This is a genomic window from Microbispora sp. GKU 823, from assembly GCF_002027145.1.
Taxonomy (GTDB): domain Bacteria; phylum Actinomycetota; class Actinomycetes; order Streptosporangiales; family Streptosporangiaceae; genus Microbispora; species Microbispora siamensis.
The window spans coordinates 15,030-32,198 of the sequence record NZ_MWJN01000061.1 but is presented as its reverse complement, the minus strand read 5'-3'; the positions used below and the strand labels follow the sequence as shown (position 1 = coordinate 32,198).

Below are 17,169 nucleotides of genomic sequence, written 5' to 3'. Positions count from 1 at the left end.
CCGTCACGCGTCCTGTTCGCCGTTGTTCCATCGCCGAAATTCGGCAAAGCGGCAGCGTTCCGAATTTTTCCGGACATCCGGATACCTGGCGTCCACAGCCCGCACCTCCAACAGTGGGGATCGCTTCGCGACGACTTCGCCGGACGCGGCGGAGTCCCGCACCCGTGTACATCGCAGGCAAGAAGGAGCTCGTCATGCGCCGCCGCATCGCCGCCGCCGTACTCACCGCCCTCATGTCCATCGGCGTCACCGCCGCCATCACCGCGGCATCGTCCACCCCCGCCAGCGCAGACGATGCGCACTGCTGCTGACCTAACCGACACCCAGGCTCAAACCCGGAAAAGGAGCTCTTATGCGCCGCCGCATCGCCACCGCCGTACTCACCGCCCTCATGTCGATCGGCATCACCGCCGCCATCACCGCGGCATCGTCCACCCCCGCCAGCGCGGACATGGTGCACTGCTGCTGAGCGGACCCGGCCCCGTCCTTTCTCCTGGTCGAGAAGGCGGGGCCTGCGCCGGCCGGGCTTCTCCCGGGTTCATGGCCGCCGCCAGTGGGCGGCGAACGCCCGGGCCGGATTGTCGACGAAGATCGCCGAGGCGACCCCCGGGCCGAGCTCCCGCTCGATCCGCGGGCGCAGGCCGCCGAGCAGGAACGGCATGCCGGGACCGTCCGCGCCGGACCGGGCCGCCGCGGTGACCGTGTCACCGCCGAGCAGGATCTGGCGGGAGTGTCCCGCGCCGGCCAGCGCCTCGAGGCAGTCCAGCAGGCGCCAGTCGCCGCCGTGATGCGCCCGCGACGGACCGTCGAACGCCAGGAACGCACCGGCCTCGGCGGCCTCCCGGTGGACGCGCGTGTCCGGGAACCGGTGCAGGTGCCCGAGGATCACGCGGCGCGGAGGGACCCCGTGCGTACGGCACAGCAGGTCGAGCACGTCCATGGCCGCGGTTCCGGCCTCCAGGTGGACGCCGATGGGCGCGTCTGTGACGTGGTGCGCCTCGGCGGCGGCGGCCATGACGTGCCGCGCGTGGTCGTCGAGCCGATGGTAGGCGCCGGCGACCTTGATCAGGCCCGCTCTCACGGGGGCGGCGGTGAGCTCGCGGACGAACAGGCCGGCCAGCCCGCCGCGGACGCGCCGCAGTTCGTCCGGGTCGTAGTGCCTGGCCTGGTGCAGACCGGTGGCGGACACGATGTGCACGCCGGACCGCCGGGACAGGCCCGGCAACTCTCCCGCTCGCGGCCCCAAGCCCCAGGGGGTCCACTGCACCACCGCACGCCCGCCGAGAGCGGCGAAGGCGTCGAGCTCGGCGAGCGCGGCCCCGGCGTCGTCCAGCTCCTGACCGGGCAGGGCCGGCGAGGCGAAGAACAGATGGTCGTGGGAGTCACAGACCCCAAGGTCCTCGGGTGGTACGTCCCCGAGCACGGTGCGGACGGTCGCCGTCATCGTCCGGACTCCCGCTCCGCGTCGCCGAGCGCCTCGTCGCGCAGGAGACCGAGCAGCCGGCATCCCTCCTCGCGGTCCGGCCGGGTCCATGTCAGCCGCTCCGGCGGCGCCTGCCTCGTCGTCATGTCCCACTCCTCATGGACGTAACGCTTTGGGCGTTACGAGGAGGACTGTAGTGGATGTAACGGCTGAAGCGTTACCCTGGTCTCGTGACCAATGACGACAAGCTCGCCTTCCGCTTCGACTGCGGCGCCGTCTGGTTGAACCTGCTCGCCACCACAGGCCGCACGTTCAGCGCGGCGCCGGTCGAACGGCTGGCCACTCCCGCCCGCCTGGCGGAATGGCTGGAGCGGTGCGAGCTGTCCCCGGCCCGGCCACCCGGCCAGGACGACCTGCACCGCACGTGGGCGCTGCGGGAGGCGCTGCGTACGCTCGCGCTGGCCACCGTCGAGGAGCGGCCGCCACCGGCGGACGCCGTGGCCCACCTGGCCGCCTTCCTCGGCGAGCACGACGACCCCGTCCGGCTCAGCGCGGACGACCGGCTGCGGCGCGAGCCCCCGGCGACCACGGCGCACGCCCTGGCCCGGATCGCCCGCCAGGCGGTGGACCACATGACCGGCTCCGACCGGCTGGCCCTGAAGAGCTGCCCCGAACCCGACTGCAGGGGCGTCTTCGTCGACCCGCCGGGGCGCCGGCGCTGGTGCCCGTCCCCCGCGTGCGCGAGCCGGGGCAGGGTCCGCGCGCTGCGCGCTCGCCGCAACGCCGCCCCGTCCACCACCACGGCCACCCCGTCCGGCGCGGACGACGGCCGGACACCGGCGCCGCGGTCATGAGAGAGGCCCGGCACGGGCCGGGCCTCTCTCAGATATCTCTCGGTCGGGGGCTTCGATACCGCGGGCGCACCGCCTACGGCGCGTCGGCTTCCTGGCGCTCTTCGCGCCGGGGCTCGGGAACCTCGCTCAGCCCTTCCTCGGGCTCGGGGTTCTTCGGGGGATCACGGGGGTCGACGTACGGCTCCGCGGGGGACTCGCCCTCGGCGATCCTCCGGCCGCGCTGGAGCTCGGCGTCGAGTTCCGCGCCGCTGAGGATGACGAGGTTCGACAGCCACAGCCAGATGAGGAAGACGACCACGGCCGCGAGCGTGCCGTACGTCTTGTTGTAGGAGCCGAACCGCGCGACGTACAGCCCGAAGCCGGCGGACACCACGACCCAGGCCACGACGGCGAACAGGCTGCCGGGGCTGAGCCACCGCACGCCGGGCTGGCGGACGTTGGGCGCGGCGTAGTAGAGCAGGGTGATCATTCCCGCCGCGAGCAGCACGAGGACCGGCCACTTCACGATGCCCCAGACCGTCACCGCGGCGGGCCCGAGGCCGAGCAGGTTCCCCGCGATCTCGGCGAGGCGACCGGTGAAGGTGACGGCGAGCACGGAGGCCGCCATCAGGATCACCAACAGGAGCGTCAGCCCCACCCGGAGCGGGGTCACCTTCCAGAACGGACGGCCCTCGCGGATATCGAAGATCGCGTTGGTCGCCCGGATGAACGCTCCCATGTAGCCGGAGGCCGCCCACAGCGCGAGCAGCAGACCCGTGACGGCGAACACCCCGGCGGTGCCCTGGTGCTCCTGGACGTTGGCGAGGCCGGTCTGCAGCATCTGCTGGACCGGCCCCGGCGTCAGTGACTTGATGTTCCCGAGCAGCGGGTCGGTGGCGCTCTGCCCCAGCAGGCCGAGTATCGACACCAGCACGATGAGCCCGGGGAAGATCGAAAGGACGGCGTAGTACGTCAGCGAGGCCGCCCAGTCGGGGACGTTGTCCTCCTTGAACTCCTTGGCCGTGCGCTTGACGACTCCGATCCAGTCGCGGCGCGACAGCCTCTCCAGCGGCCCCTGCTCGTCCTCGGGGTCGGTCATCGGTGCGCGAACCTCCGCATGAGCGTGCGACGTGCCTGCGGGAACATCCGGCGACCGCCGAACATGCCGGACCGGCCGAACATGCCGCGCATGCTCGTCCCGCCGAACATGCCCTTGCGGCCGAACATGCTCATGCCACGCGTTCTCTTCCCGCCGAACGTCCCCTTGCCGCCGAGCGGGCCAATGCCGCCGAACCTGCTCCTGGCGCCGAACGTGCGGGCACCGCCACGCGGCATGCCGATCTTGCCGGAGGTGCCGAACATCCCCCTGCCCATGCGTGCGCTGCCGAGGCCGCGGATCCCCCGCGTGCCTGCCTTGCCGGAGATGCCCGGCTTCTGGAGCATGCCGGACACGCCGGGCCTCGCCGTACGGCCCTGGCTCCGGGTGATCCGGCGGAGCAGCAGCAGCGCGGTGCCCGCGGCTCCGGCGGCGGCGATCAGGCCGGAACGGCGCTTCGCCTGCTCGCCGACCTTGCCGGCGGCTCCGCGCAGCGGCTCCGGCGTCGCCTCGCGTACGCGCCCGGTGACACCGGCCACCCTGGTCCGCGCGGCCGCGGTCGTCGCGTGCACGCGTTCCTGCACCCGCCCCTTCACGTCGGCCTTGGCGGCCAGGGCCTCGATAGTGTCGCCGAGATGGTCGCGGGTCCGCTCGATCTCCTGGCGGACCTCGGCGATCTCGTCGTGCCCCTTCTCCTCGTGTTCCCGTCCGGTCTCGGTGTCCCGGGCCGCGGCGACGGGCTCGGGACCGGGCCGCGACTGCCGTACGGCGTTCAGCGACTCCGGCTCGGTGACCGGCTCGGACACGTCCTGTCTGTGCACACCCACGGTCCCGGCGTTCGGCCGGGCCGCTCCGGGGTCGGTCTCGGTCATCTGCGCGCACTCTCCTTCATGACGTCGATGTCTGCTTTGAGGCTGCGCATCGCCTCGTCGGGAGTGGGCGCGCCGCCCGGGACACCTGCTCCTTGCCCACCAGGGCGATCAGCCCGGCGAGCGCCAGCAGCGCGGCGCCTATGATCAGGGCGCTGGCCCAGGCCGGCAGCACCAGCGCGAGCGCCAGGATCGCCGTGGCCACGAGGGCTCCTCCGCCGTAGAACGCGATCAGACCCGCGGCGCCGAGCAGGCCCGCGCCCATGCCCGCGCGTTTGCCCTTGCGAGTCATTTCCAGCCGCGCCAGCCGCAGTTCGTCGCGGATCAGCCGGGAAACGTCCTCGGACAGCCGGCGGACGAGTTCGCCCGTGGACGGCGACTCCTTCTGGATGGTCATGGCCTGCCTCCCTTCCAGGGTTGGGAAGCGCCTACCCGCAGCCGAGAGCCCTAACCACGGGCCTCGCCGGGGTGAACGGCCAGGCTGTTACAGATGAAAGTTTCAGTTATGAATCAGTGCCACATCCGCCGTAGGCGGGCAAAAGGCCAGCAAGGGGCCCCGGCTCACCGCCCGAGGGCGTCACCGCGTGAGGTCTCGGCAACCCGTCATTGACATACCGGGGGTCCAATCCACAATCCTGTGGTGGGAGCGCTCCCATCGTATCGGTTCAGATCCACCCTTGCCCGCATCGGCCACGGAATCCGCCACCTGGCATTTCTTCACCCGATGCTCCCACCCCCAACCCACTTTTGGAGACCCTCCTCAAATGCGAACGAGAGCTCTGAGTACGGGAGCGCTCCCACGATCGCGGAGACGGCTCGCCCTGCTGGCGGCCGCCTCCGTGTCGGGCGGCCTCCTCGTCGGGCTGGCGCAGACTCCCGCGTCCGCCGCCGTGGCCTGCGACGTCCAATACGCGCTCAACTCCTGGGGTTCCGGATCGGGCGGCTTCACGGCCAGCCTGGACATCAAGAACCTGGGCGACCCGATCAGCAACTGGACCCTCAAGTTCGACTTCCCCAACGGGCAGAAGCTGTCGAACGGCTGGTCGGCGAACTGGAGCCAGAGCGGCGCCACCGTCACCGCCACGAACATGTCGTGGAACGGGAACCTCGGCACCGGCGCCACGACCAACATCGGGTTCCAGGGAACGTGGTCGGGCAGCAACGGCAAGCCCGCCTCGTTCTCCATCAACGGCGTGACCTGTGGGGCGACCGTCAGCCCGTCCCCGAGCCCCTCGGTCAGCCCGTCCGCGTCCCCGTCCGCGTCGCCCTCGGCGTCCCCCTCGGCGTCCCCCTCCGCCTCGCCTTCGGCGTCGCCCTCCGCGTCGCCGTCGACGAGCCCCTCGCCGGGGAACAACCAGTACATCAACAACTTCATGACGATGTACAACAAGATCCACGACCCGGCCAACGGGTACTTCTCGCCGCAGGGCGTGCCGTACCACTCGGTCGAGACGCTGCTCGTGGAGGCTCCCGACCAGGGCCACGAGACGACGTCCGAGGCGTTCAGCTACTACCTGTGGCTGGAGGCGATGTACGGCAAGATCACCGGTGACTGGACGAAGTTCAACACCGCGTGGACGACGATGGAGAAGTACATCATCCCGTCGCACGCCGACCAGCCCACCAACGACAAGTACGACGCCAGCAAGCCGGCGACGTACGCGGGTGAGTGGAACGACATCAGCCAGTACCCGTCGAAGCTGGACAACAGCGTCAGCGTCGGCAGCGACCCGATCGCGGGCGAGCTGAAGTCCGCCTACGGCACCTCCGACATCTACGGTATGCACTGGCTGCTGGACGTCGACAACGTCTACGGCTACGGCCGCTGCGGCGACGGCACCACCAAGCCGGCGTACATCAACACCTACCAGCGCGGGCCCGAGGAGTCGGTCTTCGAGACCATCCCTCAGCCGTCGTGCGACACCTTCAAGTTCGGCGGCCCGAACGGGTACCTCGACCTGTTCACCGGCGACAGCAGCTACGCCAAGCAGTGGAAGTACACCAACGCGCCGGACGCCGACGCCCGCGCCGTCCAGGCCGCCTACTGGGCGCTGACCTGGGCGACCGAGCAGGGCAAGCAGTCGCAGATCTCCACCGCGGTGGCCAACGCCGCGAAGATGGGTGACTACCTGCGCTACTCGATGTACGACAAGTACTTCAAGCAGCCGAACTGCACCAGCACCTCCTGCCCGGCGGGCACCGGCAAGAACGCGTCGAACTACCTGCTGTCCTGGTACTACGCCTGGGGCGGCGCGTACGACACGTCGGCCGGCTGGGCCTGGCGCATCGGTTCCAGCCACAACCACTCGGGCTACCAGAACCCGATGGCGGCCTGGGCGCTGTCGAACGTCAGCGCGCTGAAGCCCAAGGGCGCGACCGCGGTCACCGACTGGTCGACCAGCCTCACCCGCCAGCTGCAGTTCTACAAGTGGCTGCAGTCGGCCGAGGGCGGCATCGCCGGTGGCGCGACCAACAGCTGGGAGGGCCACTACGCCGCCCCGCCGTCGGGGCTGCCGAAGTTCTTCGGCATGGCCTATGACTGGCAGCCGGTCTACCACGACCCGCCGTCCAACCAGTGGTTCGGCTTCCAGGCGTGGTCGATGGAGCGCGTGGCCGAGTACTACTACGCCACGGGCAACGCCGACGCCAAGAGCATCCTCGACAAGTGGGTCGCCTGGGCGCTGGCCGGCACCACGATCAACTCCGACGGCACCTTCCAGATCCCGTCGACGCTGCGGTGGACCGGCCAGCCGGACGCCAGCTTCAGCGGCACGGGCATGCCGCCGGCCAACACCGGCCTGCACGTGACCATCGCCGACTACACCGACGACATCGGCGTGGCCGGTTCGTACGCCAAGACGCTGATGTTCTACGCGGCCAAGTCGGGCAACGCCCAGGCCAAGAGCACGGCCAAGGCGCTGCTCGACGGCATCTGGAAGAACAACCAGGACGCCAAGGGCGTGTCGGTCAACGAGACCAAGGCCGACTACAACCGCCTCGACGACCCGATCTACGTCCCGTCCGGCTGGAGCGGCAAGATGCCGAACGGCGACCCGATCAACAGCAACTCGACCTTCATCTCCATCCGGTCCTGGTACAAGAACGACCCGGACTGGCCGAAGGTCCAGTCGTACCTGAACGGCGGATCGGCGCCGGTCTTCCGCTACCACCGCTTCTGGGCGCAGACCGACGTGGCCACCGCGCTCGGACAGTACGGCCTGCTCTTCCCCAACGGCTGAGCACGCCCCGTAAGCCGGGGTGCGGTGTCGCCTGACCCTTCACCGCACCCCCAGGAAGTGTCCCGGCAGGACACGACCGAGTAAGCCGGGGCGCGGCGGCGCCTCGACCCGCCGCCGCGCCCCCGACCCCCCACCTATGTGAGGCACACCTTCATGCGGCGTACGTTCCCTGCACTGGCGGCGCTGATCATCTCCACGGCGGTCGTCCCGGCCGCTGTCCCGCAGTCGGCTTCCGCGGCCCCGGCGTTCAACTACGGCGAGGCGTTGCAGAAGTCGCTCTTCTTCTACGAGGCCCAGCAGTCCGGCACGCTGCCGTCCACCAACCGCGTCACCTGGCGCGGCGACTCGGCGCTGAACGACGGCAAGGACGCCGGTCTGGACCTGACCGGCGGCTGGTACGACGCCGGCGACCACGTCAAGTTCGGCCTGCCGATGGCGTTCAGCGCGACGATGCTCGCGTGGGGCGCGGTGGACTACCGCGACGCCTACGCCTCGTCCGGGCAGCTCACCTACCTGCTGAACAGCCTGCGCTTCGTCAACGACTACTTCGTCAAGGCGCACCCCTCCCCCAACGTGCTGTACGGCCAGGTCGGCAGCGGCAACGCCGACCACGCCTGGTGGGGGGCGGCCGAGGTGCTGCCGATGAGCAGGCCCTCGTACAAGATCGACTCCTCGTGCGGCGGATCCGACCTGGCCGGTGAGACGGCGGCCGCGATGGCGGCCTCCTCGATCGTCTTCCGGCCCACCGACCCGGCGTACGCCGACAAGCTCCTCACCCACGCCAAGCAGCTGTACACGTTCGCCGACACCGTGCGGGGCAAGTACAGCGACTGCATCACCGACGCGGCCAACTTCTACAAGTCCTGGAGCGGCTACAACGACGAGCTGGTGTGGGGCGCCATCTGGCTCTACCGCGCCACCCAGGACTCCTCCTACCTCGCCAAGGCCGAGTCGTACTACGCCAACCTCGGCACCGAGCCGCAGTCGACCACCAAGTCGTACAAGTGGACGATCGCCTGGGACGACAAGTCGTACGGCTGCTACGCCCTGCTGGCCAAGCTGACCGGCAAGCAGCAGTACGCCGACGACGCGAACCGGTGGCTCGACTGGTGGACGGTCGGCGTGAACGGGCAGAGGGTGAACTACTCCCCCGGCGGCCAGGCCGTGCTCGACTCGTGGGGCTCGCTCCGCTACGCCGCCAACACCGCGTTCGTCGCGCTCTACTACAGCGACTGGCTGACCGACGCCACCCGCAAGGCCCGCTACCACGACTTCGCCGTGCGGCAGATCAACTACGCGCTCGGCGACAACCCGCGCAAGTCGTCGTACGAGATCGGCTTCGGCACCAACCCGCCGCGCAACCCGCACCACCGCACCGCGCACGGCACCTGGACCAACAACCTGAACGGCGAGCCGGAGCAGAGCCGGCACATCCTGTACGGCGCGCTGGTCGGCGGCCCCAAGTCGGCCGACGACGCCTACACCGACAGCCGGGCCGACTACACGATGAACGAGGTCGCCACCGACTACAACGCCGGCTTCACCAGCGCGCTCGTGCGGCTGTACAAGGAGTACGGCGGCACGCCGCTGGCGAACTTCCCGGTCGCGGAGACCCCCGACGGCCCGGAGATCTACCTCCAGGCGGCGCTCAACGCCACCGGCCAGAACTTCACCGAGATCAAGACGCTGGTCTACAACCACTCGGCCTGGCCCGCCCGCGCGCTGACCGACGGGTCGTTCCGCTACTACTTCACCCTCGACGGCGACACCACGCCGAGCCAGATCACGCTGACGGCCAACTACAACCAGTGCAAGCCGCCGACCGGGCCCACGCAGTTCTCCGGCAAGGTCTACTACGTCACGATCGACTGCTCCGGCCAGGTCATCGCCCCGCAGGGACAGTCGGAGTCGCGGCGTGAGGTGCAGTTCCGCATCGCCAGCTCGGGTGCGTGGGACCCGTCGAACGACTGGTCGTACACCGGGGTGTCCACTACGCCGTCCACGCCGGTGACGGTGCAGAACATGACGCTGTACTCGGGATCGACCAAGATCTGGGGCAACGCGCCCGGGACCGAGCCGTCCCCCTCGCCCAGCCCCTCGGTCTCGCCGTCCGCGTCCCCGTCGCCCTCGGCCAGCCCGTCGGCCTCGCCGTCGCCCAGCCCGTCGCCGGTGACGGGCAAGGCCTGCACCGCGACGTACAAGGTCACCAACTCGTGGCAGGGCGGCTTCCAGGCGGACGTCACCGTACGCAACTCCGGCACCTCGGCCGTCTCCGGCTGGACGGTGGCCTGGTCGTTCCCGAACGGCCAGACCGTCTCCCAGTTGTGGAGCGGCACCGTCAGCCAGAGCGGGTCGAACGTCACGGTGAAGAACCTGTCCTGGAACGGCAGCCTGAGCCCCGGCGCCACCACGAGCTTCGGCTTCACCGGCACCGGCTCGGGCACCGCTCCCTCGACCGTCACCTGCACCCCCGCGTAGCCCGCGCTCCCGGGCTCGCCCGAGTCGCCCGCCTTCCCCGGACGGACCCCTCTCCGGGGAAGGCGGGCATCCACGTCAGCGCCGAGAAAGGGTGAGATCGATGATCAGGAAGACGATCGCCACGGCGGCCCTGGTCCTGGCGGCCGCGGGGCTCACGGCCGCCCCTGCGGCCGCGGACTCGATCGGCTGCACGGCGACCTACACGATCACCACCGTGTGGGGCGGTTCGCAGAGCCACGGCGCGATCGCACAGGTGACCGTGCGCAACAGCGGGTCGTCGGCGATCAAGGGCTGGCGCGTGTCGTTGCGATACACCGACGGCACCGTCGTCACCCAGGTAGGGGGAGCCGTGTCGCTTCCTGTGATCGGCCTGCCGGGCATCTACGCGTTCGGCAACGAGAGCTACAACGGCGACATTCCGATGGGCGGCTCGACCGCCTTCGGCCTCATGACCAGCGGGCGCGGCGACAGAGCTCCCAGCATCACCTGCACGCCCGTCTGACACCCCGCGCGGCGGCAACCAGCCACGCCTACAAGACGATCCCCCGGGACACACTCCCGGGGGATCGTCGTCTTGCGTTATACGAACGGGACGCGACCGGACATGTCACGTCGTGACTTACGGGATCACCACGCCTCGGGAGGCAGGTTCACGTCGCCGACACGGTCGTAGATGACGGTCTCGTCCGCCAGCCTGACGACCACAACGCGGCGGGCCAGTCCCGCTCTCTCCAGTGCCTTCGCCGACTCCACGGCGTTCTTGGCGTAGTGGTAACGGTCACGGCTACCGGTGAACGGGCTCTCCCTGTCGCACCTGACCTCGTAGCGGTCATCCGGCCATGGGTGGGTAAGCCCGTCAGCAGTGCGGCGCTCGGTAGCGGTCGCGGTCATTGCACACCTCTCTTGTCGCGGAGGGACCTCCGCTCAGAAAGACCCCCCTGCCCCCCCAACGACTAAGTATTCCTCATATGCAACATTTGTTTCACAGCACCCCCTCGACAGCACCCTTTGGATTGCGGTCGAGGTCAGGAGCCCGTCCGGCGGGGCCGCGCGCCGGCAGGAACAAGACGGGGACCACGGTGAGCGCGACGACCACCAGCGTCACCCAGAACGCCGGGCGGTATCCCGAACTCCAGGTGCCGGAGACGGCGAACCACCCCAGCACCACCGCCGTCATCGCCGTCCCCGCGGCGCCGCCGAACTGCAGGCCCATGGCGTTCGCCGTCGTCGCCGCCGGAACCTGCGCATCCGGCAGCGACTGGTAGAGACTCGCCATCAGGGGCGTGCCCACGAACGCGAGCCCGACGCCCCGGACGAACAGTGCCGCGACCAGCATCAGCGTCAGATCCGAGGGCGCCGGGGCGAGGGCGAAGGGAAGCGTGCCGGCCGCGACCAGGGCGAGGCCGGCGAGGACCGGCAGGCGCGCGTTGCGGGAGACGTCGGCGAGCCAGCCGGCCGGGAGCACCGCGACGAGCGTGCCCACCCCCTGTGCGGCGAAGATCCACCCGGCCTGCAACGCCGACAGGCCGCCTGCGGTCTGGAGGTACAGCGGCACCAAGAACGCCGCCGCGAAGACGAAGTGGTGGAGCAGCGACGCGGAGGCCGAGGCGGCGAACGCGCGGTCGCGGAACAGGCGCACGTCCACCACCCGCGGCCTGGTGGACCTGGCCGCCCACCCCGCGTAGGCAGCGAGCAGCCCCACCCTGCCGTCAGGGGGAGTGCGACCTGGAGCGTGGCGACCGAGGCGGGCCCGCCGACCTGACTCAATCCGAAGACGACCGCGGTCAGCCCGCCGCTCAGGCAGATCAGCCCGCCCATGTCGATCCGCCCGGTGGCCGCCGGGTCGGGTGCCGAGGAGGGGATCACGGCGGACAGAAGGCTCGTCAGCAGCAGCAGGGGGACGCCGAGCAGGGAGATCCACCGCCACGACAGCACGTCGACGACCACTCCCGCGACGGCGGGCCGGCGATGGGCGCCACCTGCACGGCCGCCGCGATCAGGGCCATGGCCCGGCCGAGCCGTTCGCGGCCGGCGACCTCCACGGCGAGGATGCGGCTCAGCGGGAGGATCATTCCGGCGCCGAGTCCCTGCAGCACCCGGAAGGCGATGAGGGCGCCGAGCGACCAGGCCAGCCCGCACAGGACCGAGCCGGCCAACGACAGGACGAGCGCGGTGATCCACACCGCCTTCGCCCCGAACCGCTGAGCCAGCCATCCCGTGACGGGAATGATCATCGTCGAGGCCGGCAGGTAGGCGGTGATCACCCATTGCGCGCCCTCGTACGACCCCCCCAAGTCCCTCCAGATCGTGGGCAGGGCCGTTCCCATCATGGTGCCGTCCAGAAGCATCGTGAACCCGCCCAGCGCCAGCACCGCCGCGACGATCATCGGCGGCGCGCCGCGTACCCGGCCGGCGGGAGGCCGCGGGCCGGCGGCGGCCGGGGACGCGGAGGACGGCGGCAGCGTGCGCGGCGGCGGGACATCGGAGGGCCGCGTCCCGTCGTACGGCGGCGGCGTGGCGGCGGGACCGGAGCGGGCGGCGGCGCGGGCGCCTTCTTCGAGCAGGGTGTCGGCGGGATGGCCGGCGCCGAGGAGGCTCAGCAGGATCTGCCGGGCGGAGGGGCGGCGGCCGGGGTCCTTGGCCAGGCAGGCGGTGAGGATCTCGCGCAACGGGCCGGTCAGTGCGCCGTCGAGGGGGCCCAGGTCGGGGTCGGCGTGCAGGATGCGATGCATGACCGCAGGGATGGAGTCCTGCCCGAACGGGGTGGCCCCATTCGCGGCGTAGGCCATCGTGCAGGCCCAGGCGAAGACGTCGGCGGCAGGACCGACCGCCTGCCCCGCGATCTGCTCGGGCGCCATGTAGGCGGGGGTGCCCACGACCACGCTGGACATGGTGCCGGTGGCGTCCAGCGCCCGCGCGATCCCGAAGTCGATCACCCGCGGCCCGTCCGCGCCCATGATCACGTTGCCCGGCTTGAAATCCCTGTGCACCACGCCGGCCTCGTGGATCGCCGCCAGCGCGGTCACCGTCGCGATCGCCAGCCGCTCCAGCCCGCTGCCCCGCACCGGCCCGCCCGAGGCGATCACCTCAGCCAGCGACGGCCCCGCCACGAACTCGCTGACGATGTAGGGACGATCCCCCGCCACGTCGGCGTCCAGCACCCGGGCCGTGCAGAACGCCGCGACCCTGCGCGCGTGGTCCAGCTCGGCCGCGAACCGGGCACGCGCCCGGTCGTCGCCGGCGAACCGCGCGTGCAGCAGTTTCACCGCCACCGGCTCACCGCTCGGGGCCAGGCCCTGGTAGACGGTCCCCTGGCCGCCCTCGCCGAGCAGGCCGACCAGCCGGTAGAGGCCCACCTGCCGCGGATCGTCGGTACGAAGCGCCCGTAACCCCGCCATGTCCCTCTCCCCGTATCGGACGGGGGCGACACTACCGGAACCGATCATCACGGTCCGGATCAATCGAGAAGCTCTTTGCCCGACTCCACAGGGCCGGCGGGCAGCACCACGCGGAACGCCGTACGGCCGGGACGACTCTCGACGTCGACGGTGCCGCCGTGCGCGGCCACCACCGCCTTGACGATCGCGAGCCCAAGGCCGCTGCCGCCCAAGGCCCGGGTGCGGGCCTTGTCCGCGCGGACGAACCGTTCGAAGATCTCGCCCTGCAGGTCCCCGGGGATGCCGGGGCCGTCGTCGGTCACGGTCAGCTCCGCCTTGTCCGGGCCGGGCACACGCAAGGCCACGGTCACGGTCGTGCCGGGCGGGGTGTGCGCACGGGCGTTGCCCAGCAGGTTGGCCACCACCTGGTGGAGCCGGTCGGGGTCGCCGGGCACCGTGACCGGCTCCTCGGGCAGGTCGAGTCTCCAGCGGTGGTCGGGCCCGTAGGCGCGGGCGTCGCCGGTGGCGTCGATGGCCAGGCGGGTCAGGTCGACCTCCTCGCGCGCCAGCGGGCGGCCGGCGTCGAGCCGGGTCAGCAGCAGCAGGTCGTCCACGAGCGTGCCCATGCGGGCCGACTCGGCGTCGATGCGCTCCAGGGCGTGCCGTACGGCGCCGGGGACGGCCTCCTCGTCGCGCCGGGCGAGCTGGACGTGGGCGCGGACGGTGGCGAGCGGGGTGCGCAGTTCGTGGCTGGCGTCGGCGGCGAAGGTGCGCATCCGCTGCTCGCTGGCGTGGCGGTGGGCGAGGGCCCGGCCCACGTGACCGAGCATGCGGTTGAAGGCCTCCCCCACCTGGCCGATCTCGGTGCGGGGGTCCTCGTCGGGCACCCCCTCGGGCAGCGCCACCTCGCCGTCGGCGAGCGGCAGGCGGGCCACGCGCCGGGCCGTGGCCGCGACCCGGTCGAGCGGGCGCAGCGACAGCCTCACCCAGACGGCCCCGGCGATCCCGGTCACGAGTACGACGACGGCGAACACCCCGATCTCGGCGATCTGCAGGCGCCGCACGGTGGCGTGCACGTCGTCCAGCGGCAGGCCGGTGACGAGCAGATCCCCGTCGGGATCGCGGACGCCCGTCACCCGGTAGTCGCCGAGGCCGCCCGAGGACAGTTCCACCGGGTGCCCGAGCCCGTCGGCCGGGACGGCCGCCAGCGCCTTCCGGTCCGCGGCCGACAGGACCGGGTCGGCCCGGCCCACCACCGCGGCGCCCACCTCGCCGTCCCGGACGAACGCGCCCAGCGTGCCGGTCGCCTGCCCGCGCGAGTCCCCGCGCTCGCCGTACGGATTGCGCGGATACCCGTGCTCGTGCTCCTCGTGGACCAGGCTCGCCGCGAACCGCCCGGCCGTCACGGACAGCTGCTGGTCCAGCCGTTCGACCATGAACCGTTCGAGCAGGAGGGACGAGGCCGCTCCGGCCGCGGCGCAGGCGAGCACGAGCAGCACCAGCGTGCCCACCACCAGGCGGGCCCGCAGCGTCGTGGGCACCAGGCGAAGGAGGCGGCGCCGGCGCGGCGCGGCCAGGCGCGGCGGAACGGTCACGGCCGCAGGACGTATCCCACGCCCCGCACCGTGTGGATCAGCGGCCTGCGGCCGGCGTCGATCTTCTTGCGCAGGTAGCTGATGTACAGCTCGACCACGTGCGCCTGCCCGCCGAAGTCGTACGACCAGACGCGGTCGAGGATCTGCGCCTTGCTCAGCACACGCCGGGGGTTGCGCATGAGGAAGCGCAGCAACTCGAACTCGGTCGGCGTGAGCTCGACCAGCTCCCCGTCCCGGGTCACCTCGCGGGCGTCCTCGTCCATCATCAGGTCGCCCACCACCAGCCGGTCGCCCTCGGCGCTGCGCGCCATGCCGGCGCGGCGCAGCAGCCCGCGCAGCCGGGCGAGCACCTCCTCCAGGCTGAACGGTTTGGTCACGTAGTCGTCCCCGCCCGCCGTGATGCCCGCGATGCGGTCCTCCACCGCGTCACGCGCGGTCAGGAACAGCACGCACACGTCCGGGGCCTCGGCACGCAGGCGGCGCAGCACCTCCAGCCCGTCGAAGTCGGGCAGCATCACGTCCAGCAGCACCGCGTCGGGCTGGAACTCCCGTGCCTCCTGCACGGCCGACGTCCCGTCGCCAGCCGTGCGCACCTCCCATCCCTCGTACTTCAGCACTGCGGCGAGGACCTCGACGAGGTCCGGTTCGTCGTCGACCACGAGGACGCGTACGGGGTTTCCGTCGGGGCGGACCAGACCGGGCTGGTCGTTCGAAGTCTTACGCATGATGGTTACAGGGTCCTCCCCGCTCACCGGGCCTACCCTGTGAGCCGCCTCAGAGAATCCTATGAATGGTCCGCAATCGTCCCGGTTCATAGGAAAACAAGAGGTTCGGTTGGCACGGTGGGTCGCGTGATGACGACGAGGACATCCGTGACCACCACTTTCCCGGGGACCGCGGTGACGACCGGGCACGCGCATCCGCCGCGACGGAGCGCGCGCGCCCGGCCCGAGGTCGTCCTGGCGCTCATCGCCGCGGGCGTGGTCGCGGTCATCGGCATGTGGTGGGCGAACACGCCCAGCGTCGCGGGCTTCGACGACTGGCTGACGAACGCGGGGCGCATCACCGGGCTGCTCGCCGGATACGCGATCGCCGTGCTGCTGGCGCTGATGGCCCGGGTCCCGGCGCTGGAACGCGGTGTCGGGTCCGACCGGCTCGCCCGGTGGCACTCGATGGGCGGCCGCTACGTCGTGGGCCTGGCGGTGGCGCACATGCTGCTGATCATCTGGGGCTACGCGCTGACCGACCGCACCGACGTGGTGAGCGAGACGGTGACGCTCAACCTCACCTATCCCGACGTGCTCAAGGCCACCGTCGCACTGCTGCTCCTGGTGGGCGTCGGTGTCGTCTCCGCTCGGAGGATCCGCCCGAAGCTGCGCTACGAGACCTGGTTCCACCTGCACTTCTACACCTATCTGGCGGCGTGGCTGGCCTTCGGGCACCAGCTCGCCACGGGCGCGGAGTTCGCCGTGGCCCCGGTCGCCCGCACGTCCTGGTACGTCCTCTACTGGGGGGTCGCGGCGCTGATCGTGTGGTATCGCTTCCTCACGCCCGTGCGGCTGGCCGTACGGCACCGCCTGAGGGTCTCCCGGGTGGTGCCGGAGGCTCCGGGGGTCGTCTCCGTGTACGTCACCGGGCGGCGCCTGGACCGGCTGCGGGCCGAGCCCGGCCAGTTCTTCCGCTGGCGGTTCCTGACCAGGGACCTGTGGTGGTCCCCCAACCCGTACTCGCTGTCCGCCCCGCCCGGCGCGAGCGAGATGCGGATCACGGTGAAGGACCTGGGCGACCAGAGCCGCTCTCTGGCCGGCCTGCGGCCCGGCACCCGGGTGCTCGCCGAGGGGCCGTACGGCGCGTTCACCGCGAGCGGGCGCCGGGCGCGCAAGGTGCTGCTCGTCGCGGGCGGCGTCGGCATCACGCCGCTGCGCGCGCTGTTCGAGTCGGTGCCGGCCGCCCCCGGCGACCTGACCCTCCTCTACCGTGCCCGGGGCGAACGGGACCTGGTGTTCCGCGCCGAGCTCGAGGAGATCGCCACCGCGCGCGGCGCGACCCTGCACTACTGCGTCGGCCCCCGGGCCGTGATCGGCGACCCGTTCACGCCCGCGACGCTCGCCGGGCTGGTGCCCGACCTGCCCGGCCACGAGGCGTACGTCTGCGGGCCGGCCGAGATGACGAGCGCCGTCACCGTCGCCCTGCGGGCCGCCGGGGTGCCGAAGCGCCGTATCCACCACGAATCGTTCGAGTTCTGATCGCCCTGGATGG

The 17,169-nt window shown here is 71.3% G+C and carries 16 protein-coding genes; 6 read left to right on the top strand and 10 right to left on the bottom strand.

Features of this window, described 5'->3' with window-relative positions:
- Window positions 1–164 precede the first annotated feature (164 nt).
- Complete coding sequence (locus B1L11_RS47165; RefSeq protein WP_179155350.1) at window positions 165–311, top strand: hypothetical protein; 147 nt, start codon at window positions 165–167, stop codon at window positions 309–311.
- Window positions 312–538: 227 nt separating this feature from the next.
- Here B1L11_RS47165 and B1L11_RS27740 read toward each other — a convergent pair whose 3' ends face one another.
- Entirely contained in the window at window positions 539–1,444 is a 906-nt protein-coding gene (locus tag B1L11_RS27740) for a phosphotriesterase (RefSeq protein WP_079317588.1), read from the bottom strand.
- Window positions 1,441–1,569, bottom strand: a complete 129-nt coding sequence (locus tag B1L11_RS52095) for a hypothetical protein (protein WP_256862942.1) — start codon at window positions 1,567–1,569, stop codon at window positions 1,441–1,443. The genes B1L11_RS27740 and B1L11_RS52095 overlap by 4 nt, the downstream gene beginning before the upstream one ends.
- A gap of 84 nt (window positions 1,570–1,653) precedes the next feature.
- On the opposite strand from B1L11_RS52095, the gene B1L11_RS27735 reads away from it, so the two are divergent.
- Window positions 1,654–2,277, top strand: coding sequence for an ABATE domain-containing protein (locus B1L11_RS27735; RefSeq protein WP_079317586.1), 624 nt, complete (start codon window positions 1,654–1,656; stop codon window positions 2,275–2,277).
- 73 nt (window positions 2,278–2,350) lie between these two features.
- Here B1L11_RS27735 and B1L11_RS27730 read toward each other — a convergent pair whose 3' ends face one another.
- Genes B1L11_RS27730 through B1L11_RS27720 form a run of 3 tightly spaced genes read right to left on the bottom strand, consistent with a single transcriptional unit; the run spans window position 2,351 to window position 4,618 of the window.
- Window positions 2,351–3,355, bottom strand: coding sequence for a YihY/virulence factor BrkB family protein (locus B1L11_RS27730; protein WP_079317584.1), 1,005 nt, complete (start codon window positions 3,353–3,355; stop codon window positions 2,351–2,353).
- On the bottom strand, window positions 3,352–4,224 hold the full coding sequence (locus B1L11_RS27725; protein WP_079317582.1) for a DUF3618 domain-containing protein: 873 nt from the start codon (window positions 4,222–4,224) through the stop codon (window positions 3,352–3,354). The genes B1L11_RS27730 and B1L11_RS27725 overlap by 4 nt, the downstream gene beginning before the upstream one ends.
- Window positions 4,225–4,240: 16 nt before the next feature.
- On the bottom strand, window positions 4,241–4,618 hold the full coding sequence (locus B1L11_RS27720; protein ID WP_079317580.1) for a phage holin family protein: 378 nt from the start codon (window positions 4,616–4,618) through the stop codon (window positions 4,241–4,243).
- Window positions 4,619–4,985: 367 nt separating this feature from the next.
- Between B1L11_RS27720 and B1L11_RS27715 the strand changes: the two genes are divergently transcribed.
- The 3 genes from B1L11_RS27715 to B1L11_RS27705 all read left to right on the top strand — a co-directional run bounded on the left by B1L11_RS27715 (window position 4,986) and on the right by B1L11_RS27705 (window position 10,440).
- A complete protein-coding gene (locus B1L11_RS27715; RefSeq protein WP_079317578.1) occupies window positions 4,986–7,460 on the top strand; it encodes a glycoside hydrolase family 48 protein in 2,475 nt (824 codons plus the stop codon).
- 153 nt (window positions 7,461–7,613) lie between these two features.
- Window positions 7,614–9,938, top strand: coding sequence for a glycoside hydrolase family 9 protein (locus B1L11_RS27710; RefSeq protein ID WP_079317618.1), 2,325 nt, complete (start codon window positions 7,614–7,616; stop codon window positions 9,936–9,938).
- Between the two features lie 100 nt (window positions 9,939–10,038).
- Window positions 10,039–10,440, top strand: coding sequence for a cellulose binding domain-containing protein (locus B1L11_RS27705; protein WP_079317576.1), 402 nt, complete (start codon window positions 10,039–10,041; stop codon window positions 10,438–10,440).
- Between the two features lie 125 nt (window positions 10,441–10,565).
- Here B1L11_RS27705 and B1L11_RS27700 read toward each other — a convergent pair whose 3' ends face one another.
- The 5 genes from B1L11_RS27700 to B1L11_RS27680 form a co-directional block, all read right to left on the bottom strand.
- On the bottom strand, window positions 10,566–10,829 hold the full coding sequence (locus B1L11_RS27700) for a hypothetical protein (RefSeq protein ID WP_079317574.1): 264 nt from the start codon (window positions 10,827–10,829) through the stop codon (window positions 10,566–10,568).
- Between the two features lie 91 nt (window positions 10,830–10,920).
- The gene (locus B1L11_RS27695) at window positions 10,921–11,640 is read right to left on the bottom strand and encodes an MFS transporter (protein WP_179155349.1); all 720 of its coding nucleotides are present in this window, start codon (window positions 11,638–11,640) and stop codon (window positions 10,921–10,923) included.
- 181 nt (window positions 11,641–11,821) lie between these two features.
- A complete protein-coding gene (locus B1L11_RS27690; protein WP_143737602.1) occupies window positions 11,822–13,336 on the bottom strand; it encodes a bifunctional serine/threonine protein kinase/MFS transporter in 1,515 nt (504 codons plus the stop codon).
- A gap of 59 nt (window positions 13,337–13,395) precedes the next feature.
- Complete coding sequence (locus tag B1L11_RS27685; protein ID WP_079317568.1) at window positions 13,396–14,910, bottom strand: cell wall metabolism sensor histidine kinase WalK; 1,515 nt, start codon at window positions 14,908–14,910, stop codon at window positions 13,396–13,398.
- Window positions 14,907–15,635 carry a response regulator transcription factor gene (locus B1L11_RS27680; RefSeq protein ID WP_079317566.1) on the bottom strand — a complete coding sequence of 243 codons (729 nt, stop codon included), beginning with the start codon at window positions 15,633–15,635 and terminating at the stop codon, window positions 14,907–14,909. The genes B1L11_RS27685 and B1L11_RS27680 overlap by 4 nt, the downstream gene beginning before the upstream one ends.
- Before the next feature lie 147 nt (window positions 15,636–15,782).
- Between B1L11_RS27680 and B1L11_RS27675 the strand changes: the two genes are divergently transcribed.
- The gene (locus B1L11_RS27675) at window positions 15,783–17,156 is read left to right on the top strand and encodes a ferric reductase-like transmembrane domain-containing protein (RefSeq protein ID WP_079317564.1); all 1,374 of its coding nucleotides are present in this window, start codon (window positions 15,783–15,785) and stop codon (window positions 17,154–17,156) included.
- Window positions 17,157–17,169 lie beyond the last annotated feature (13 nt).